This window comes from Streptomyces bluensis (assembly GCF_014650715.1).
GTDB lineage: Bacteria > Actinomycetota > Actinomycetes > Streptomycetales > Streptomycetaceae > Streptomyces > Streptomyces bluensis.
Map to the genome: position 1 here is coordinate 276402 of NZ_BMVM01000002.1, position 18142 is coordinate 294543.

General features: G+C 69.7%; 16 protein-coding genes and 1 tRNA gene. 3 read left to right on the top strand and 14 right to left on the bottom strand.

Annotation, left to right across the window (positions count from 1 at the left end):
* The first annotated feature begins 91 nt into the window (after positions 1 to 91).
* Positions 92 to 1750 carry an alkaline phosphatase D family protein gene (locus IE262_RS06425; protein ID WP_189871958.1) on the top strand — a complete coding sequence of 553 codons (1659 nt, stop codon included), beginning with the start codon at positions 92 to 94 and terminating at the stop codon, positions 1748 to 1750.
* Positions 1751 to 1772: 22 nt separating this feature from the next.
* Here IE262_RS06425 and IE262_RS06430 read toward each other — a convergent pair whose 3' ends face one another.
* The gene (locus IE262_RS06430; RefSeq protein ID WP_134032601.1) at positions 1773 to 2342 is read right to left on the bottom strand and encodes a dienelactone hydrolase family protein; all 570 of its coding nucleotides are present in this window, start codon (positions 2340 to 2342) and stop codon (positions 1773 to 1775) included.
* A 135-nt stretch (positions 2343 to 2477) separates the two neighbouring features.
* On the opposite strand from IE262_RS06430, the gene IE262_RS06435 reads away from it, so the two are divergent.
* The gene (locus IE262_RS06435) at positions 2478 to 3605 is read left to right on the top strand and encodes a mechanosensitive ion channel family protein (protein ID WP_189871960.1); all 1128 of its coding nucleotides are present in this window, start codon (positions 2478 to 2480) and stop codon (positions 3603 to 3605) included.
* A gap of 37 nt (positions 3606 to 3642) precedes the next feature.
* Here IE262_RS06435 and IE262_RS06440 read toward each other — a convergent pair whose 3' ends face one another.
* The 5 genes from IE262_RS06440 to IE262_RS06460 all read right to left on the bottom strand — a co-directional run bounded on the left by IE262_RS06440 (position 3643) and on the right by IE262_RS06460 (position 7986).
* Positions 3643 to 4383, bottom strand: coding sequence for an SDR family NAD(P)-dependent oxidoreductase (locus IE262_RS06440; RefSeq protein WP_189871962.1), 741 nt, complete (start codon positions 4381 to 4383; stop codon positions 3643 to 3645).
* Between the two features lie 148 nt (positions 4384 to 4531).
* Positions 4532 to 5014 (bottom strand): GNAT family N-acetyltransferase, encoded by a 483-nt coding sequence (locus IE262_RS06445; protein WP_134032592.1) that lies wholly within the window; start codon positions 5012 to 5014, stop codon positions 4532 to 4534.
* Positions 5011 to 5955, bottom strand: coding sequence for an RluA family pseudouridine synthase (locus IE262_RS06450; protein ID WP_134032589.1), 945 nt, complete (start codon positions 5953 to 5955; stop codon positions 5011 to 5013). Before IE262_RS06450 ends, IE262_RS06445 begins: the two co-directional genes overlap by 4 nt.
* Positions 5956 to 6028: 73 nt before the next feature.
* Positions 6029 to 6694, bottom strand: coding sequence for a signal peptidase II (lspA, locus tag IE262_RS06455; protein ID WP_189871965.1), 666 nt, complete (start codon positions 6692 to 6694; stop codon positions 6029 to 6031).
* A 77-nt stretch (positions 6695 to 6771) separates the two neighbouring features.
* Entirely contained in the window at positions 6772 to 7986 is a 1215-nt protein-coding gene (locus tag IE262_RS06460) for a TraR/DksA family transcriptional regulator (protein WP_189871967.1), read from the bottom strand.
* Positions 7987 to 8622: 636 nt separating this feature from the next.
* Between IE262_RS06460 and ileS the strand changes: the two genes are divergently transcribed.
* Positions 8623 to 11775, top strand: coding sequence for an isoleucine--tRNA ligase (gene ileS, locus IE262_RS06465; RefSeq protein ID WP_134032583.1), 3153 nt, complete (start codon positions 8623 to 8625; stop codon positions 11773 to 11775).
* Between the two features lie 71 nt (positions 11776 to 11846).
* On the opposite strand, the gene IE262_RS06470 is transcribed toward ileS, so the two are convergent.
* The 8 genes from IE262_RS06470 to IE262_RS06505 all read right to left on the bottom strand — a co-directional run bounded on the left by IE262_RS06470 (position 11847) and on the right by IE262_RS06505 (position 18122).
* Positions 11847 to 11921 (bottom strand) — tRNA-Ala (locus IE262_RS06470).
* Positions 11922 to 12071: 150 nt separating this feature from the next.
* Positions 12072 to 13253, bottom strand: a complete 1182-nt coding sequence (locus tag IE262_RS06475; protein ID WP_134032580.1) for a DivIVA domain-containing protein — start codon at positions 13251 to 13253, stop codon at positions 12072 to 12074.
* 52 nt (positions 13254 to 13305) lie between these two features.
* Positions 13306 to 13596 (bottom strand): YggT family protein, encoded by a 291-nt coding sequence (locus IE262_RS06480; RefSeq protein ID WP_131566303.1) that lies wholly within the window; start codon positions 13594 to 13596, stop codon positions 13306 to 13308.
* 50 nt (positions 13597 to 13646) lie between these two features.
* Positions 13647 to 14279 (bottom strand): cell division protein SepF, encoded by a 633-nt coding sequence (locus tag IE262_RS06485; RefSeq protein ID WP_189871969.1) that lies wholly within the window; start codon positions 14277 to 14279, stop codon positions 13647 to 13649.
* Positions 14280 to 14408: 129 nt separating this feature from the next.
* A complete protein-coding gene (locus tag IE262_RS06490; RefSeq protein ID WP_189871971.1) occupies positions 14409 to 15134 on the bottom strand; it encodes a YggS family pyridoxal phosphate-dependent enzyme in 726 nt (241 codons plus the stop codon).
* Positions 15134 to 15871 (bottom strand): peptidoglycan editing factor PgeF, encoded by a 738-nt coding sequence (gene pgeF, locus IE262_RS06495; protein ID WP_189871973.1) that lies wholly within the window; start codon positions 15869 to 15871, stop codon positions 15134 to 15136. Before pgeF ends, IE262_RS06490 begins: the two co-directional genes overlap by 1 nt.
* Complete coding sequence (ftsZ, locus tag IE262_RS06500; protein WP_189871975.1) at positions 15868 to 17058, bottom strand: cell division protein FtsZ; 1191 nt, start codon at positions 17056 to 17058, stop codon at positions 15868 to 15870. The genes pgeF and ftsZ overlap by 4 nt, the downstream gene beginning before the upstream one ends.
* A gap of 278 nt (positions 17059 to 17336) precedes the next feature.
* Positions 17337 to 18122 (bottom strand): cell division protein FtsQ/DivIB, encoded by a 786-nt coding sequence (locus tag IE262_RS06505; protein WP_189871977.1) that lies wholly within the window; start codon positions 18120 to 18122, stop codon positions 17337 to 17339.
* Between the last annotated feature and the right edge of the window lie 20 nt (positions 18123 to 18142).

Here is an 18142-nt window from a genome sequence, read left to right on the forward strand (position 1 = left end):
GGCCGAAGTGCGGGCGAACTCTTCACGAGTCGCCCGCACTTCGCGTCGTCTGCCTTACCTCTTCACTTACCGACCAGTAATCTGCTCGGCCGTGACCAGTCGCATCAGATCCCACGCCGGCCCCAACTCTCCCAGCCCGCGCCGCCGTACGGTCGTCAAGGCGGCCGCGGCAGGCGCGGTCCTCGCGGCCTCACCGGCCGCCGCGGTTGCCGCCCGTGCCGCCGAGGCGCCCGCGTTCCTGCACGGCGTCGCCTCCGGCGATCCGCTGCCCGACGGCGTCCTGCTGTGGACCCGGGTGACGCCCGCACCGGAGGCGGTACCCGGCTCCGGGCTCGGCCCGGACGTCGAGGTGAGCTGGACGGTCGCCCTGGACAAGGCGTTCACGACCATCGTCGCCAAGGGCCGGGCGACCGCATCCGCCGCCACCGACCACACGGTGAAGGCCGACATCCGCGGTCTCGCCCCCGCCACCGACTACTGGTTCCGCTTCTCCTCCGGCGGCACCGACTCCCCCGCCGCCCGCACCCGCACCGCCCCGGCCCCCGACGCCGCCGTGACCTTCGTGCGCTTCGGCGTGGTCTCCTGCGCCAACTGGGAGGGCGGCCACTTCGCCGCGTACCGCCACCTGGCCACGCGCGGCGACCTGGACGCATGGCTGCACCTGGGCGACTACATCTACGAGTACGGCACCGGCGAGTTCGGCACGCGCGACACCGTCGTACGCCCGCACGCGCCCGCGCACGAGATCCTCACGCTGGCCGACTACCGCACCCGGCACGGCCGTTACAAGACGGACGCCGACCTGCAAGCCCTGCACGCGGCGGCCCCCGTCATAGCCATCTGGGACGACCACGAGATCGCCAACGACGCCTGGTCGGGCGGTGCCGAGAACCACACCGAGGGCGCGGAGGGCACCTGGGCGGCGCGCCGGTCCGCGGCCAAGCAGGCGTACTTCGAGTGGATGCCGGTGCGTCCGGCCGTCTCCGGCAGCACCTACCGCCGGCTGCGCTTCGGCAAGCTGGCCGACCTCTCGCTGCTCGACCTGCGCTCGTTCCGCTCACAGCAGGTGTCGGTCGGCGACGGCCAGGTGGACGACCCGGACCGTACAATCACCGGTCGCGCCCAACTCGACTGGCTCAAGAGCGGGTTGAAGACCTCGGACACCACCTGGAGGCTGGTCGGCAACTCGGTGATGATCGCACCGTTCGCCATCGGGTCGCTCACCGCCGACCTCCTGAAGCCGCTCGCCGAGCTCCTCGGACTGCCCCGGGAGGGACTCGCCTTCAACCCCGACCAGTGGGACGGCTACACCGACGACCGCCGCGAACTCCTCGCTCATCTGCGCGACAACGCGATCCGCAACACGGTCTTCCTCACCGGCGACATCCACATGGCGTGGGCCAACGACGTGCCGCTGAACGCCGGTACGTACCCGCTGTCCGCCTCGGCCGCCACGGAGTTCGTGGTCACCTCGGTCACCTCCGACAACATCGACGACATCCTCAAGGTCCCCGAGGGCACCGGCACCGCGCTGGCCTCCCCGCTGATCCGCGCCGCCAACCGGCACGTCCACTGGGTCGACACCGACCGGCACGGCTACGGCGTCCTGGACATCACGGCCGAGCGGGCGCAGATGGACTACTACGTGCTCTCCGACCGCACGAAGGCCGCCGCGACCTCGTCCTGGGCCCGCTCGTACCGCACGCGCAGCGGCACGCAGAAGGTGGAGCGCGCCTACGACCCCGTGTGATCCGTGTGACCCCGTGTGACCGTCACAGGGTGTCGAGGAAGCCGAGCGCCGCCTTCCAGGTGGCCTCGGCGGCCTCCGCGTCGTAGTCGGGCAGGCCGGGGTCGGTGTAGAGGTGCCCCGCTCCCCGGTACCGGTAGACCTCGACGTCCGCGCCGATCGCACGCATCCGCAGGTACCAGGCGCTCAGCCAGTCGTCCGGCTCGAAGGGGTCGGGCTCGGCGACGTGCAACTGGACGGGCAGTTCGTCCACCGAGGCGTTCTCGGCGATGTCCGAGGTGCCGTGCAGGAGCAGCAGCCCGCGGGCCTTCTCGTCGCCGAGCGCCAGCGTCTGCGCGATGGCGGCGCCCAAGGAGAAGCCCCCGTAGACGAGTCCCCGCTCCGAGTACGGCGCGGCGGCCAGGACGGCACGCTTGAGCAGCTCGTCCTTCCCGGTCTCGTCCTTGAAAGCCATGCCCTCCTCGACCGTGTCGAACGTCCGCCCCGCGAAGAGGTCCGGCGTCCACACCTCGTGTCCGGCGGCGCGCAGCCGGTCCGCGGCGTCGCGCACCGCTGGTCTGAGGCCATGGGTCGAGTGGAAGAGCATGATGTCCATGCGTTCATGGTGCCAGCCGGGTACGACAGCGCGGGGTCACGGTGGTGCGGTACCGCGGCCGTGGCCGGGGCCGTACCCACGATGGGGGCGAAGTCACATGTTCATCACCCCGTGGAGCCGGTTACGTTCGGAGGCATGGAGAACGTACTGCGTCCGCTGATCGTCGGCGGCGGCTCCGTCCTGCTCGCCCTGCTCGTCGGGTGGGCCGTGGACCGCCTGCTGCGCAAGGCGGACGAGCGGCACAGCGACACGCCCCTGTGGGACCTGCTCCGGCGCGGCCGCGTCCCCTTCCAGCTCGTGCTGTGCGCGGCCGCGCTGAGAAGTTCCTACGACCAGGTGGACCTCCTCGTGAACCACCAGGTGGCCATCGGACGGATCCTGACGCTGGTCCTCATCGGGTCGACGGCGTGGCTGGTGATCCGTATCGCGGCCGCGATCGTCGAGACCTCGTACACCCGCTACGCGAGTACCCACCGCGATGCCGCCCGGATACGCCGGGTGCGGACACAGGTGACGCTGATCATGCGGGTCGTCGCCGCGGTGGTCGGTGTGGTGGCGGCCGCGTCCATGCTGCTGACGTTCCCGGCGATGCGCGCGGCCGGCGCCTCGCTGCTGGCTTCGGCCGGGATCCTGGGCATCGTCGCCGGTATCGCCGCGCAGTCCACGCTCAGCAACCTGTTCGCGGGGCTGCAGATCGCCTTCGGCGACATGGTGCGGCTGGGCGACGTGGTCGTGGTGGAGGGCGAATGGGGCACGGTCGAGGAGATCACCCTGACGTTCCTGACGGTGCGCACATGGGACGAGCGCCGTATCACGATGCCGGTGTCCTACTTCACGTCGAAACCGTTCGAGAACTGGTCCCGGGGCGGCGTCCAGATGACCGGGACGGTCTTCTTCCACGTCGACCACTGCGCCCCGCTGCCCGCCCTGCGCGAGAGGCTCCGTGACATCCTGCGCGAGTGCCCGGCCTGGGACGGCCGCCACTACGACCTGACCGTCACCGACTCGACCCCCAGCACCATGGAACTGCGGGCGCTGGTGACGGCGAAGGACCCGGACGACCTGTGGACGGTACGGGTCACGGTCCGCGAACAGCTGATCGGCTGGCTCGCCCGGGAGCACGCCTACGCCCTCCCCCGCGTCAACACGGCCGACGCGGTCCTGCCCCCGGGGCACGACCACAGCCGGGCTGACGGGGTGCCGCACCGTGTGACACGGGGCCGCGTCCACGAAACACCGAGAACCGGACCGGGGCGGGGCTGAGCACGCCGGGCCCGGGGCCCCACCGGCGCCCGGTGGCTCAGTGACCGTGCTCCGCACCGCCGTTGACCTGGATGACCTGCGCGGTGATGTGCCCGGCGGCGTGCGAGGCGAGCCAGTGCAGCGTGCTCGCGACGTCACCCGGCGTACCCGCACGCCCGGTCGAGGTCTCCGCGACGAGCCGTGCCCTGCGCTCCTCGTCCATCCCCCCGCCGAAGAACTCGGTGTCCTCGATGTAGCCGGGCGCCACCAGGTTCACGGTGACGCCCCGCGGGCCCAACTGCCGTGCCAGATCGAACGCGTACGGGTGCAGGGCGGCCTTGGACGCCGCGTAGGCGCCGCTGCCCGAGCCGCGGTAGGCGGCGATGGAGCTGAGGAACAGCACACGGCCGCCGGGGTAGGCCAGCCGGTCCTTCAGCGCCTCCGTGAGCAGCACCGCGGTCAGGGTGTTGAGTCCGAAGTTGATGGCCCAGTCGTGCAGGACGACGTCGAGCGGCTCGTCGCTGTCCACCGTGGGCTCCAGCCGTCCGGAGCCTCCGGCGCTGTGGATCAGTACGTCCACGGTGCCGAGCTCCGCGGCCACGAACCGCTCCACCCCGCGTACGCCGCGAGGTTTGCTGAGGTCGGCCGCGTACGTCAGCGCCCCCGGCACTCCGGCCTTCTCCAGCACCTCGCCCCGCCGCCCGACCAACAGCACGCGGTCCCCGTCCGCGGCGAAGGCCTGCGCGGCCGCGAGGCCGATCCCCGTACCACCACCACTGATCACCACGTTGCGAGCCATGGGGTGATCGTACAAAGCCGGTTCGCGAAACGACCGACGTCAACACGGGACACCGGACGCGCCCCTCGTGCGGGGGTGTGGGGGCGGCAGCCCCAGGAAGGGGGCGGGCAGGCGGGGAAACAACCCGCCAAGGCACCCGAGCCACAAGCTAAAGAAGGCGCCGCATCGCACGATGCGGTATCCCCGCATCGGGGAACTCGGCCCCGTACGCCTCATATCCCAACCGCTCGTAGAACGCGAGCGCATGCGTCTGCGCGTGCAGATCCACCGCCGCCAGCCCACGCTCACGGGCCGCCTCCTCGACGGCCCGCACCAGGGCGGCCCCGACGCCCAGCCCGCGCGCCTCGCGCGTCACGGCGAGCCGTCCGAGCGAGCCCACGGTGAGGTCGCCGTCTGTCTTCGCCGCGGCCGCCTCCCCGTACAGCAGCCGGCCCGTGCCGAGCGGCACCCCGTCGTCCCGCACGGCCAGCACGTGCACGGCGTCGCTGTCGTACGCGTCGTACTCGATGTCCTGCGGGACACCCTGTTCGACGACGAAGACCTCCTTGCGCACCGCGAAGCACGCCTCGCGGTCCGTCGGGTTCTCCGCGACCCGTACCGCATACGAGGGGCTCGCGTGCGACGGGCTCACGCGTACGTCTCCTCGTGGACCTGGTCCAGGGCCCTCTGCAGGTCCTCGGGGTAGTCGCTCTCGAACTCGACCCACCGCCCGTCGCCGGGGTGCTCGAAGCCGAGCCGCACCGCGTGCAGCCACTGGCGGGTCAGTCCGAGCCGCTTGGCGAGGGTGGGGTCGGCGCCGTACGTCAGGTCGCCCACGCACGGATGCCGGTGGGCCGCCATGTGGACGCGGATCTGGTGGGTGCGCCCCGTCTCCAGCTTGATGTCGAGCAGCGAGGCGGCGCGGAACGCCTCGACGAGGTCGTAGTGCGTGACGGACGGTTTGCCGTCGGCGGTGACCGCCCACTTGTAGTCGTGGTTCGGGTGCCGGCCGATGGGCGCGTCGATCGTGCCGCTCGTCGGGTCGGGGTGGCCCTGGACCAGCGCGTGGTAGCGCTTGTCGACCGTGCGCTCCTTGAACTGGCGCTTCAGGAACGTGTACGCGTATTCCGACTTGGCGACCACCATCAACCCCGACGTGCCCACGTCGAGCCGGTGCACGATGCCCTGGCGTTCGGCGGCGCCCGAGGTCGAGATCCGGTACCCGGCGGCGGCGAGCCCGCCGATGACCGTGGGGCCGGTCCAGCCGGGGCTCGGGTGGGCGGCGACTCCGACAGGCTTGACGATCACGACCACGTCATCGTCGTCGTGCACGATCTCCATGCCCTCGACCGGCTCGGCGACGATCTGCACGGGCGCGGGCGCCTGCGGCATCTCGACCTCCAGCCAGGACCCGCCCCGCACCCGCTCGGACTTGCCGACCGCGGCGCCGTCGACCAGCACCTTGCCTGCCGCGGCCAGTTCGGCGGCCCTGGTACGGGAGAACCCGAACATGCGGGAGATGGCGGCGTCGACGCGCTCGCCCTCCAGTCCGTCGGGCACGGGCAGGGTACGGATCTCGGGAATCGTGCTCACCCGTCGAGTATGCCGGACGGCTCCGGCACCTCCGACCGGAGCCTGTGGACAACCTCCGGCCGCCCCGTGCGGCTCAGTCCTTGTGGACGGTGCCGTCCGGGTCGAGGCCCCGGAAGGAGAGAATCACGATGAGGATGCCGCCGCAGACGATCGCGGAGTCGGCGAGGTTGAAGACCGCGAAGCCCTTGGGCGCGATGAAGTCCACCACCGCTCCCTCGAAGACGCCGGGCGAGCGGAAGATCCGGTCGGTGAGATTGCCCAGGGCGCCGCCGAGCAGCAGCCCGAGCGCGACGGCCCAGGGCAGACTGTAGAGCTTCCGCGCGAGACGGATGATCACCACGATCACGACCGCCGCGATCACCGTGAAGATGACGGTGAAGGCCTCACCGAAGCCGAACGCCGCGCCCGCGTTGCGGATCGCCTCGAACTTCAGCCACTCACCGATGATCTCGATCGGCTCGTGGTGTTCCAGCTTCGCGACCACGATCATCTTGCTGATCAGGTCGAGGGCGTACGCGAACGCGGCGACGGCGAACAGCACGGCGATCCGGCGCCGGCCCCTGGGCTGCTCGGCCTCACCCGCCGTCCGGTGCACCTCGGCCGACGGCCCGTCCGGGGCCTCCGCCTCCCCGGAGCCGGACCGCTCGTCCGAGGCCGCCTTCCCGTCGGACTGCTCCGGTTCGGCTCCCGCCGACTCGGGGATGTCCGGCGTACCGATGATGCGCTCCGCCTCTGCCACGTGAGTCCTTCAACCTAGGTTCCTGACTGAGGACGAGAGTACGACACCGCCCTTGGGACCACGCGCTCAGTCGGCCCTCAATAGCGGCGTTCCTGCTTCTGCTTGCACTCGACGCACAGGGTGGCCCTGGGAAAGGCCTGCATGCGCGCCTTGCCGATGGGGTTGCCGCAGTTCTCGCAGAGCCCGTAGGTGCCCGTGTCGAGCCGCTCCAGGGCACGCTCGGTCTGGTCGAGCATCTCGCGCGCGTTGTGGGCCAGCGCCATCTCGTGCTCGCGCGTGATGTTCTTGGTGCCGGTGTCGGCCTGGTCGTCGCCGGCCCCGTCCCCGGAGTCCCGCATCAGGCCCGCGAGGGCGCGCTCGGAGTTGTCGAGTTCGGCGTGCAGCCGCATCGCCTCGGACTGCAGTTCCGCACGGGCCTCGGCGACCTCGTCCGGAGTCCAGGGGTTCTCACCGGGGCGCACCGCGAGCTCGCCGGGTTCCGCCGCCGCGACCCGTGCCTTGGGTACGGCCGTGGGCTTCTTCGCCGCCGTGGCCATGCCAGGAGTCTTCTTCGCAACCACTGTCGTGCCTCCCGTCGTCTTCGCGGCCTGGGCCGCACCCGCCTTCTTGGCCGTGCTCTTCTTGGCCGCGCCCGTCGTGGAGGCGCTCTTCTTGGCAGCGGGCCGCTTCGCGGCGGCCTTCTTCGCCGCCGCCTTCCTGCCGACCGCCTTCTCGCCCACCGGTGTACCGGCCCCTTCCTCCGCGCCCGCCTTCTTCGAAGCAGCCGCTCTCGAAGTCGCCACCTTCTTGGTACCCACCTTCTTGACCGCGGCCTTCTTGGCCGCCGCCTTCTTGACCGCTGCCTTCTTGACTGCCCCCTTCTTGGCCGCCGTAGTGCCCACTTCCCCGGCACCCGCCTCGGTGATCCCTTCCTCGACGGCGGCCGTCTTCGCCGCTCCCGCCTTCTTGGCCGCCTCCTTCGTCGTACCTGCTCTGGCTGCCGCCGCCTTCGCAGTCCCCGGCCTCTTGGTGGGCTCCTGCGCAGCCCCTGTCCGCTCGGCAGCCTTCTTGGCGACCTTCTTTGCGGCTGTCTTCTTGTCGGCTTTCGTGGCAGCGCTCGCCCTTTTCCCAGCCGCCTTCGCCGCGCCCGTCTTCTCCGGACCCGTCTTCGCCGTCCTGGCCGCGCGCCCGCCAGGAGCCTTCTGCGCACGCTTCCTGCCGCCCGCACCCTTGGCCGCAGCCCCGCCGGAGGCACCCGCGGCCGTGGATCTCCCGGACGCCGACTGCTGTACGGCGGTCTTCTTCGCCACCATGGTCGCGGCCCCTTCACAAATTGTGATCTTGCTCGCGAATCGTGCTGGGACGATAAATCGACTTGAGTCCCGCGGCAACGGGGCACACCGCCCGATCCGCTCGCCCCAAGGATGCCTCGCGGCGAGCCTGCATGCGTTGTGCCCAGCTCCCCGCCGGGTAATCCGCCCCGCCGGGCCTACCAGGATCCGGACGCCGGACCGGTGCCATTCGGGTCACCCCGCAGGTCGCACGGCCACCGCCCCCAGCACCCCACGGGCTCGGAAATCCGGTCGGCCGCTGTCCCCGAGGCGCCGTACACTGGGCGGAGCGAAAAGCGTGGATGGGGACGAGTAGCGCCGTACGCAGCCATGAGCGACCCGGGGACGGTGGAAGCCCGGGGGCGAGCGCGACGTGAAGATCACCCCGGAGCCGCCGGAAGAAAGCCGACGCGAGCCAGGCGGGACAGCGGCCAGGAGCGCACCAGCGGCGAGTAGAACCGGCTTCGTGACCCCAATGAGAGGGTTCGTCGGTGCGCACGAGGCACCGAGGAGCCAAGGAGGGTGGTACCGCGGGAGCGCGCCGCACACGGCGTCCGGAGAAACAAGGCTCTCGTCCCTCCGACGGAAGGCAGAAAGTCCGTTGGAGGAAGCTCGCTGATGACAGCGCCGATGTACCGCCAGGTGCCCGCCCAGGTCGACCTGCCCGCGCTTGAGCACGCGGTTCTCGACTTCTGGCGCGAGCAGAAGATCTTCGCCAAGAGCCTGGAACAGTCCGAGGGCCGCCCCGAGTGGGTGTTCTACGAGGGCCCGCCCACCGCCAACGGCATGCCGGGCGCCCACCACATCGAGGCCCGCGTCTTCAAGGACGTCTTCCCCCGCTTCCGCACCATGCGCGGCTACCACGTGGCCCGCAAGGCCGGCTGGGACTGCCACGGCCTCCCGGTGGAACTGGCGGTCGAGAAGGAACTCGGCTTCAGCGGCAAGCAGGACATCGAGGCGTACGGCATCGCGGAGTTCAACGCCAGGTGCCGCGAGTCCGTGACCCGGCACACCGACGCCTTCGAAGAGCTCACGACCCGCATGGGGTACTGGACCGACCTCACCGACCCCTACCGCACGATGGACCCCGAGTACATCGAGTCGGTCTGGTGGTCGCTCAAGGAGATCTTCACCAAGGGCCTGCTGGTCCAGGACCACCGCGTCGCCCCCTGGTGTCCGCGCTGCGGCACCGGCCTGTCCGACCACGAGCTGGCGCAGGGCTACGAGACGGTCGTCGACCCCTCGGTGTACGTCCGTTTCCCGCTCACCTCCGGTCCGCTCGCGGGCGAGGCCGCGCTCCTGGTGTGGACGACCACGCCGTGGACGCTGGTGTCCAACACCGCGGTCGCCGTCCACCCCGAGGTCACGTACGTCGTGGCCACGAACGGCGAGGAGAAGCTCGTCGTCGCCGAGCCGCTCGTCGCCAAGGCCCTCGGTGAGGGCTGGGAGACCACCGGGCAGACCTTCACGGGCTCCGAGATGGAGCGCTGGTCCTACCAACGTCCGTTCGAGCTCGTCGAGTTCCCGGCGGACATCGAGACGCACTACGTCGTCAACGCCGAATACGTCACGACCGAAGACGGTACGGGCCTGGTCCACCAGTCCCCCGCATTCGGTGAGGACGACCTCAAGGTCTGCCGGGCGTACGGTCTGCCGGTGGTGAACCCGGTCCGCCCCGACGGCACGTTCGAGGAGGACGTCCCCCTCGTGGGCGGGGTCTTCTTCAAGAAGGCGGACGAAAAGCTCACCGAAGACCTCCAGCAGCGCGGTCTGCTCTTCAGGCACATCCCGTACGAACACAGTTACCCGCACTGCTGGCGCTGCCACACCGCGCTCCTCTACTACGCGCAGCCGTCCTGGTACATCCGCACCACCGCCGTCAAGGACCGCCTCCTCCAGGAGAACGAGAAGACCAACTGGTTCCCGGACTCGGTCAAGCACGGCCGCTACGGGGACTGGCTGAACAACAACATCGACTGGGCCCTGTCCCGCAACCGCTACTGGGGCACGCCCCTGCCGATCTGGCGCTGCGAGGACGACCACCTGACCTGCGTGGGTTCCCTCACCGAGCTGACCGAGCTGACGGGCACCGACCAGTCGGGCCTCGACCCGCACCGCCCGTACATCGACGAGGTCACCTTCGCGTGCCCCCAGGACGGCTGCGGCACCACGGCCACCCGCGTACCGGAGGTCATCGACGCCTGGTACGACTCGGGTTCGATGCCGTTCGCACAGTGGGGCTACCCGTACAAGAACAAGGAACTGTTCGAGGCCCGCTACCCGGCGCAGTTCATCTGTGAGGCCATCGACCAGACCCGCGGCTGGTTCTACACCCTGATGGCGGTCGGCACGCTGGTCTTCGACAAGTCCAGCTACGAGAACGTGGTCTGCCTCGGCCACATCCTCGCCGAGGACGGCCGCAAGATGTCCAAGCACCTGGGCAACATCCTGCAGCCGATCCCGCTCATGGACCAGCACGGCGCCGACGCGGTCCGCTGGTTCATGGCGGCCGGCGGCTCCCCGTGGGCGGCCCGCCGCGTGGGCCACGGCACCATCCAGGAAGTCGTCCGCAAGACGCTCCTCACCTACTGGAACACGGTCGCCTTCCAGGCCCTGTACGCGCGCACGTCGAACTGGGCGCCGTCCGGGGCGGACCCGGCCCCGGCCGACCGCCCGGTCCTGGACCGCTGGCTGCTGTCCGAGCTCCACGCGCTCACCGACCAGGTGACCCAGGCCCTCGACACCTACGACACCCAGCGCGCCGGCAAGCTCCTGTCGGCGTTCGTCGACGACCTGTCCAACTGGTACGTACGCCGCTCGCGCCGCCGTTTCTGGCAGGGCGACAAGGCGGCGCTGCGCACACTGCACGAGGTCGTCGAAACGGTCACGAAGCTGATGGCCCCGCTGACCCCGTTCATCACCGAGCGGGTCTGGCAGGACCTGGTCGTGCCGGTGGCGCCGGGCGCCCCGGAGTCGGTGCACCTGGCCTCCTGGCCGGAGGCGGACCTGTCCGCCATCGACCCGGAACTGTCGAAGCAGATGGTGCTGGTGCGCCGGCTCGTGGAGCTGGGCCGTGCCACGCGCGCGGAGTCGGGCGTCAAGACACGTCAGCCGCTGTCGCGCGCCCTGGTGGCGGCGGCCGGCTTCGAGTCGCTGAATCCCGAACTGCACACGCAGATCACGGAGGAGCTGAACGTGAGCTCCCTCGCGTCGCTGAGCGAGGTCGGGGGCTCACTGGTGGACACCACGGCGAAGGCGAACTTCCGTGCGCTGGGCAAGCGCTTCGGCAAGCGGGTCCAGGACGTGGCCAAGGCCATCGCCAACGCCGACGCGGCCGCCCTGTCCCTGGCCCTGCGTGAGGGCACGGCCTCGGTCGAGGTCGACGGCGAGACGGTCACCCTGTCCCCGGACGAGGTGATCATCACCGAAACCCCGCGCGAGGGCTGGTCCGTGGCGTCCGACTCGGGTGCGACGGTGGCCCTGGACCTGGAGATCACCGAGGAGTTGCGCCGCGCGGGTCTCGCCCGTGACGCGATCCGCCTGATCCAGGAGGCCCGTAAGAACAGCGGCTTGGACGTGGCCGACCGGATCGCGCTGCGCTGGACGTCCACGGACACGGAGGTGAGCGCGGCCCTGAACGAGCACTCGGGGCTGATCTCCGACGAGGTCCTGGCCACGGACTTCGCGTCCGGCGAGGGTGACGACACGTACGGGGAGCCGTTCACGGACGAGGGCCTGTCGCTGACGTTCCGCCTCCGGAAGATCAGCTAGAGAGGGACGCCGAAGGCCCCGCTCCCTGATGGGAGCGGGGCCTTCGGCGCACGGAAGGGCGACGGGCACGCTGGGGCGGGCCGGATTCGAACCGGCGTCCTCCTAGATGCCGTCAAGGCGCGACAACCATCTGCGCTACGCGCCCCAGCGCTTGAAGCACCCTAGCCGCGCACAGAAGCGCGCCCCACTGGTTTTCGGCAGACCCCACATCGGGAGACAACGCAAAGGACGAGGCCCCCGGAATTCCGGGGGCCTCGTCCTGAACGCTGCCGACGCCTAAGGCGTACTAGAGGCCGTCAGTTGTCGTCCTCGTCGATCAGGAAGCCACGCATCGGCGAGGGGGCCTGGCCCATCGGGGACGGGCCCTGAGGGCGGACCGGAGCCATCGGCTGGGTCATGGCCGGGGACATCTGCTGCTGGCCGCCGTAGGAGGGCGCGGACGGGGCGGGACCACCGCTGCCCATGCCACCGCCCATCGTCTGGTTGCCGCCGTACGACGGGGCGCCCGCGCCGGCCGGGGCCATGGAAGGCGCCGGGGACGGCGGCAGAGAGGCGGCCGCCGGGGTGCGCGGCGGGGCCAGCGAGTCGTCGGCCTGGGTCTCCAGCTGACGCAGCTGCGACTCCAGGTACGACTTCAGCCGGGTGCGGTACTCGCGCTCGAAGCCACGCAGGTCCTCGACCTTGCGCTCCAGCGTGGCGCGGGCGGACTCCAGGGAGCCCATCGCGACACGGTGCTTCTCCTGCGCGTCCCGCTCCAGGGCGTCGGCCTTGGCACGGGCGTCGCGCTCCAGGCCTTCGGCACGGCTGCGCGCCTCACCGACGATCTTGTTGGCCTCGGAGCGGGCCTCGGCGATCGCCTGGTCGGCGGTCTGCTGGGCCAGCGAGAGCACACGCGCGGCGCTGTCGCCACCGGGGCCCTGACCGGGCAGACCGGGGCCGCCCATCGGACCACCAGGTCCACCCGGACCGCCGGGGCCACCCATGGGGCCGCCCATCGGGCCCCCCATCTGCTGCTGCATCGGGCCGCCCTGGCCCATCGGGCCCTGACCCATCGGTCCCTGACCCATCGGTCCCTGACCCATGGGGCCGGGACCCTGCTGACCCTGACCGCCCGGACCCGCGGGCAGCTGCGGGGCACCGCTCGGCAGCTGGGGCGGACCACCCATGGGGCCACCCATCTGCTGCTGCGGCGGGCCCGATATCCCGGCGGGGACGGGAGCGCCCGGACCGCGCATGCCCTGCTGCTGGTCCTGAGGGCCGGGGCCCTCCGGAGGCTTGCGCATGTTCTGCTGGTTCTGCGCGGCGGCACGCGTCGCGGCGGCCAGCTTGGCGCGCAGATCCTCGTTCTCGCGGAGCAGGCGGGTCAGTTCGGCTTCGACCTCGTCGAGGAAGGCATCGACCTCGTCCTCGTCATAGCCTTCTCGGAGGCGGACGGTCGTGAACTGCTTGTTCCGCACGTCCTCGGGGGTCAACGGCATCTCTTCACCTCAACGTAGTCATCGGCAGTCGGCAAGACCGTATCGTCCACAGTCACCTCGCGAGGTTGCTCACGACGGAGATCAAGATGTAGACGATGATCATTAGGACGAAGAAGGACAGGTCAAGTGCCACGCCCCCGAGACGTAGCGGCGGGATGAACCGCCGCAGAAGCTTGAGCGGTGGATCAGTGACAGTGTAGGTGGCCTCCAGAACGACCACCATCGCCTTGCCGGGTTGCCATGAGCGGGCGAACTGGAACACATAGTCCATGACCAACCGGAAGATCAGCACGATGAGAAAACACATCAGCGCGACATAGAGCACCTGCCAAACCACGCTCATGATCCGTGCTTCCCTCTCCCCTGTACGTGCTTCGTTTCCGGTCGTGCGTCTCAGCTCTGGTTGAAGAACCCGCCCTCTGCGATGCGGGCCTTGTCCTCCGCCGTGACATCGACGTTAGCAGGCGACAACAGGAACACCTTCTGCGTCACCCGCTCGATGCTTCCGTGGAGACCGAACACCAGACCAGCCGCGAAGTCGACAAGTCGCTTCGCGTCCGTGTCATCCATCTCCGTCAGATTCATGATCACCGGGGTGCCCTCACGGAAGTGTTCCCCGATGGTACGGGCCTCGTTGTAAGTCCGTGGGTGCAACGTGGTGATCCGGTAAGGCTCCCGTTCGGACACGACCTTGGGCATGATCACCGGCGCGTTCTTCTCCAGACTCTGGCGTTCTTGTGTGATGGATGCCACGGGCGCGATCCGGGCAGGTCTCGGCGATTCGGCGGGCACCGAGGCGGAATGCGCCGCCGGTTCGCGCTGCACGGAGGGCTGTACGACTCTTACCGATTCGTCCCGTTGGGGCTGGTGTGACTGGTGAGACGGTTCATGCCGCCTGCGGTCACGCTCGGGCTCCGGATCGAGCTCGGGCTCGAAGTCGTCATCGGGGTCGAAACCGCGGCCGTCGTACCCATCGTCCTCCACGAGGCCGAGGTAGACCGCCATCTTGCGCATCGCGCCGGCCATGCTCTGAGTCCTCCGCTCTGTGGTGGATCGACCGACTAGTTGCCGAGTTCCCGCGATCCACGAGGTCGTTATGCCCGCTACCAGCGGGAATGACCATATTTTCTGCTGTGGTCCGACTTCTTGGCGACGTTACCCGAGCCTGGGGCGGACTCCGAGTACCGCCGTACCGACGCGCACATGTGTCGCCCCGGCCGCCACGGCCTGTTCGAGGTCCGCACTCATCCCTGCCGAGACCATGTTCGCAGCCGGATGAGCTCGGCGCAGTACAGTCGACAAATCCATCAACCGATCGAAGGCCGCCTGTTGGCGACCCGCGTACGGCCCGGTGAGCGGCGCGACGGTCATCAGTCCGTCGAGCCGCAGCCCCGGCGAGCGCGCGACGAGGTCGCCCAACTCCTCGATTCCGCCAGGCCCCACTCCCCCTCGCTCCCCGCGGCCGCTCTCCTCCGCGTCGAGCGCGACCTGGATGAGACATCCCACCTCACGCCCGGCCCGCTCAGCCTCCTTGGACAGAGCTGTGACAAGCCTGGAACGATCGACGGACTGCACGAGATCCGCATAACGCACCACAGAACGGACTTTGTTGGTCTGCAACTGACCAACGAAATGCCATGTAAGCGGCAGATCCGAGCATTCCGCCGCCTTGGGTGCCGCGTCCTGGTCCTTGTTCTCGGCGACATGGCGCACACCCAACTCCGACAGGATCCGCACATCACCGGCGGGGTAGGTCTTGGTGACCACGATCAGGGTCACCTCCTCGCGCTTCCGCCCGGCCGCCGCGCACGCCGCCGCGATGCGGTCCTCCACCTTCGCCAGGTTCATGGCGAGTTGAGCCCTACGGTCCTTCATGTCCATCAGTCCAGCCAGACATATCCCGCGAGTCGCCCCGTGGTGCGGTCGCGGCGGTACGAGAAGTGATCGCCCGATTCCAGCGTGCACACCGGCGACTGCTCCCGGTCGCGCACCCCCAGTCGTTCGAGCTGCGCGTGCACTCCGGCGCTCACATCGACCGCGGGCGTGCCCCAACTCGTTTCGGCGTACGCCGCCGGCTCGACGGCGGACACCTCGGCGCGCATCGCCTCGGGTACCTCGTAGCACCGGCCGCAGACGGCGGGCCCGGTGCGGGCGACGATCCGGGACGGTTCGGCACCGAGTTCCCTCATGGCGCGTACGGCGGCGGGCACGACTCCGGCGATCATGCCGGGCCGTCCCGCGTGGGCGGCGGCAGCGACCCCGGCGACGGGATCGGCGAGCAGCACGGGCGTGCAGTCGGCGGTGAGCACGGCGAGGGCGAGTCCGCGCCGGGCGGTGACGATCGCGTCGACGCGCGGAACCTCCGAGGAGCCCCACGGCCCGTCGACCACCGCGACGTCCGCCCCGTGCACCTGGTTCATCCAGACCACCTCGGCGGGGTCCAGGCCCAGCGACTTGGCGGCCAGTTCGCGGTTGGCGCGCACGGCGTCGGGGTCGTCCCCGACCGCCCCGCCGAGGTTGAGCTCCTCGTACGGAGCGGCGCTCACCCCGCCCCACCGGTCGGTGAAGGCGAAGTGGGCGCCACTGGCCGAGGTCACAGAGCCGGGCTGTCCTATCACTTGAGGAAGTCCGGCACGTCCAGTTCCTCGGCCCCGCTGTCCGTGTAGGACCGGGACGGCGGGACCGGCGGCGAGACCGACAGGTCCTTCGCCGGCTCCGACCTGACCTCCGGCTCCTCCTTCGGCTTGACGCTGCCGAGCGAGCCGAACGACGGACGGCTCTCGGACGGCCGCACGGGGGCCGGGTCCTCGCGCTTGGAGGAGGCCGAGCCCAGGATGTTCTCCCGCTTGGCCGGGGGCTGGCCGCCGTCGAAGCCGGCCGCGATCACCGTGACCCGCACCTCGTCACCGAGGGCGTCGTCGATGACCGCGCCGAAGATGATGTTGGCCTCGGGGTGCGCGGCCTCGCTCACCAGCTGGGCCGCCTCGTTGATCTCGAACAGGCCGAGGTCGGAGCCACCGGAGATGGAGAGCAGCACGCCACGGGCGCCGTCGATGGACGCCTCCAGGAGCGGCGAGGAGATCGCCATCTCGGCCGCGGCCACCGCGCGGTCGTCGCCGCGGGCCGAGCCGATGCCCATGAGGGCCGAACCGGCCTCGGACATCACGGACTTGACGTCGGCGAAGTCGAGGTTGATCAGGCCGGGCGTGGTGATGAGGTCGGTGATGCCCTGGACACCGGAGAGCAGGACCTGGTCGGCCGACTTGAAGGCGTCGAGGACCGAGACCTGGCGGTCCGAGATGGACAGCAGCCGGTCGTTCGGGATGACGATGAGGGTGTCGACCTCTTCTCGGAGCTCGGCGATTCCGTCCTCGGCCTGGTTGGCACGGCGCCGTCCCTCGAAGGTGAACGGGCGGGTGACCACGCCGATGGTGAGGGCGCCGAGCGAGCGGGCGATGTTGGCCACGACGGGCGCGCCGCCGGTGCCGGTGCCGCCGCCCTCGCCCGCCGTCACGAAGACCATGTCGGCCCCCTTGAGGACCTCCTCGATCTCCTCTCGGTGGTCCTCGGCGGCCTTGCGGCCGACGGCCGGGTTGGCCCCGGCGCCGAGTCCTCGGGTGAGTTCACGGCCGACGTCGAGTTTGACGTCTGCGTCGCTCATCAACAGCGCCTGGGCGTCCGTGTTGATCGCGATGAACTCGACACCCTTGAGACCGACCTCGATCATTCGGTTGATGGCATTGACACCACCGCCGCCGACACCGATGACCTTGATGACTGCGAGGTAGTTCTGCGGTGCTGCCACGTCGAAGGCCTCTCGCCTCGATTTACGGGTCGCCACTTCGCGGTTGCCCACGGGGTGACGACGGATGCCGATGGGGACGGTCCGTATCGCCGACCCGAACCCTAACCCTGAAGTTTAGGGTTACCAGTGTGCCTGTTCCCTGGACTCTTCCGAACAGGACACTAAGTCGACAAGTGGCGCACGTTCAACGAACACGCCGAACCTCCCGTTTTTCTTTTCACCCTATGTGATCAGCCGTAGCGATGCCCAACCAGGGTGCTGGCCTGCGCGAATGTGCGTCAACTCACCGATGACGCAGGGGCGGTGGGAACACTCACGTCGAAGTGCCGGGCACCGGGGGCGGCTTTCATCAGCGCGGTGAGCGTACGGGCCTTCGCGCGGCCCTGCTCGCGGCTGCCCCACGCGATGGTCCGGCCATCGGCCAACTCCAGTGAGATGGAGTCGTAGGAACGGACCTTGACGAACCGGGTGTCCCGGGCGACGGCGGCCGGAAGGTCACCGGCGACGCGGACCGCGGCCCGCATCAGCCGTTCGGTGCCGAAGCGGGGCAGGCCGGCGGATCGTGCGAGCTCCATTTCCAGCACCGGCACACCCTTCGGGGGTTCGGGAACCGTGGCGAATCGCACGCCCTTGGCGTCCACTTCGGCGTACTTGCTCCCATTTCCAGAGTTTTCGACAATGAGAACCGGAGTGCGCTCGACCACTTTCAGGTCGATTCCGTGCGGCCAGTCACGGGCGACCTCAACCGAGTCAATTCGAGGCAGTTTCTGGCGCAATCGCGCCTCAATCGCATCGGTGTCGACGGAAATCAGGGGTGCTCCGAGGGGCACCTCGGCCGTCTCGTCCACCTCCGCCTGGGTAAGGACCCGCGTCCCCGAGACCGATACGCGCTCCAGCCGCAGCCATGAGGAGCCGTAGAGCACCCACGCGGTCGCCGCACCGAGCAACACCAGAGTGACGATAAGGATGATGAGCGTACGAGGGCCGGGGAGCTTCCTCAGGGGAGACGGGCCGGACCGGAGGTTCTCTGCTGCGCCGCGCTCGGCGGTAGTCGGTCCGGCCACTCTCCCCTGCCTTCTCTCAC

Coding starts and splice junctions, on each gene's coding strand:
- IE262_RS06430 (WP_134032601.1), bottom strand. CDS start 2,342: ATGGACATCATGCTCTTCCACTCGACCCATGGCCTCAGACCAGCGGTG.
- IE262_RS06435 (WP_189871960.1), top strand. CDS start 2,478: ATGGAGAACGTACTGCGTCCGCTGATCGTCGGCGGCGGCTCCGTCCTG.
- IE262_RS06440 (WP_189871962.1), bottom strand. CDS start 4,383: ATGGCTCGCAACGTGGTGATCAGTGGTGGTGGTACGGGGATCGGCCTC.
- IE262_RS06460 (WP_189871967.1), bottom strand. CDS start 7,986: ATGGTGGCGAAGAAGACCGCCGTACAGCAGTCGGCGTCCGGGAGATCC.
- ileS (WP_134032583.1), top strand. CDS start 8,623: ATGACAGCGCCGATGTACCGCCAGGTGCCCGCCCAGGTCGACCTGCCC.
- IE262_RS06475 (WP_134032580.1), bottom strand. CDS start 13,253: ATGCCGTTGACCCCCGAGGACGTGCGGAACAAGCAGTTCACGACCGTC.
- IE262_RS06480 (WP_131566303.1), bottom strand. CDS start 13,596: ATGAGCGTGGTTTGGCAGGTGCTCTATGTCGCGCTGATGTGTTTTCTC.
- IE262_RS06485 (WP_189871969.1), bottom strand. CDS start 14,279: ATGGCCGGCGCGATGCGCAAGATGGCGGTCTACCTCGGCCTCGTGGAG.
- IE262_RS06490 (WP_189871971.1), bottom strand. CDS start 15,134: ATGGACATGAAGGACCGTAGGGCTCAACTCGCCATGAACCTGGCGAAG.